Below are 391 nucleotides of genomic sequence, written 5' to 3' on the forward strand. Positions count from 1 at the left end.
CCGGGCCTATCTCACCGGCTGGCTGCGCCGCTGGTGCGAGGAACACCCCCACACCAACGTGGTGCGGTTCACCAGCCTGTTCTACAACTTTGTGTGGATCTGGGGCGCGGAGGAAACCAACCGCAACCTGTTCACCGACTGGGGCAGCTACGACTTCACCGTGTCGGAGCAGGCCCTGGCGGACTTCGCCGCCGCCTACGGCTACGAGCTGACCGCGGAGGACTTCATCAACAAGGGCAATTTCCAGGTCACCCACATGCCCCCCACGGCCCACAAGCGGGATTACATGGACTTCACCCAGCAATATGTGGCCGGGTTCGGCAAGGAGCTGGTGGACCTGGTGCACAGCTACGGCAAGAAGGCCTACGTCTTCTACGACGACAGCTGGGTG

At 62.7% G+C, this 391-nt stretch carries 1 protein-coding gene; it reads left to right on the forward strand.

The genetic code is table 11. The features are described 5' to 3' along the window. A partial coding sequence (locus H6B15_RS15340) for a 1,3-beta-galactosyl-N-acetylhexosamine phosphorylase N-terminal domain-containing protein (protein ID WP_275951022.1) occupies window positions 1-391 on the forward strand: 391 nt, incomplete at both ends.

Origin of the sequence: Gemmiger formicilis, assembly GCF_016900095.1 — a bacterium.
Taxonomy (GTDB): domain Bacteria; phylum Bacillota; class Clostridia; order Oscillospirales; family Ruminococcaceae; genus Gemmiger; species Gemmiger formicilis_A.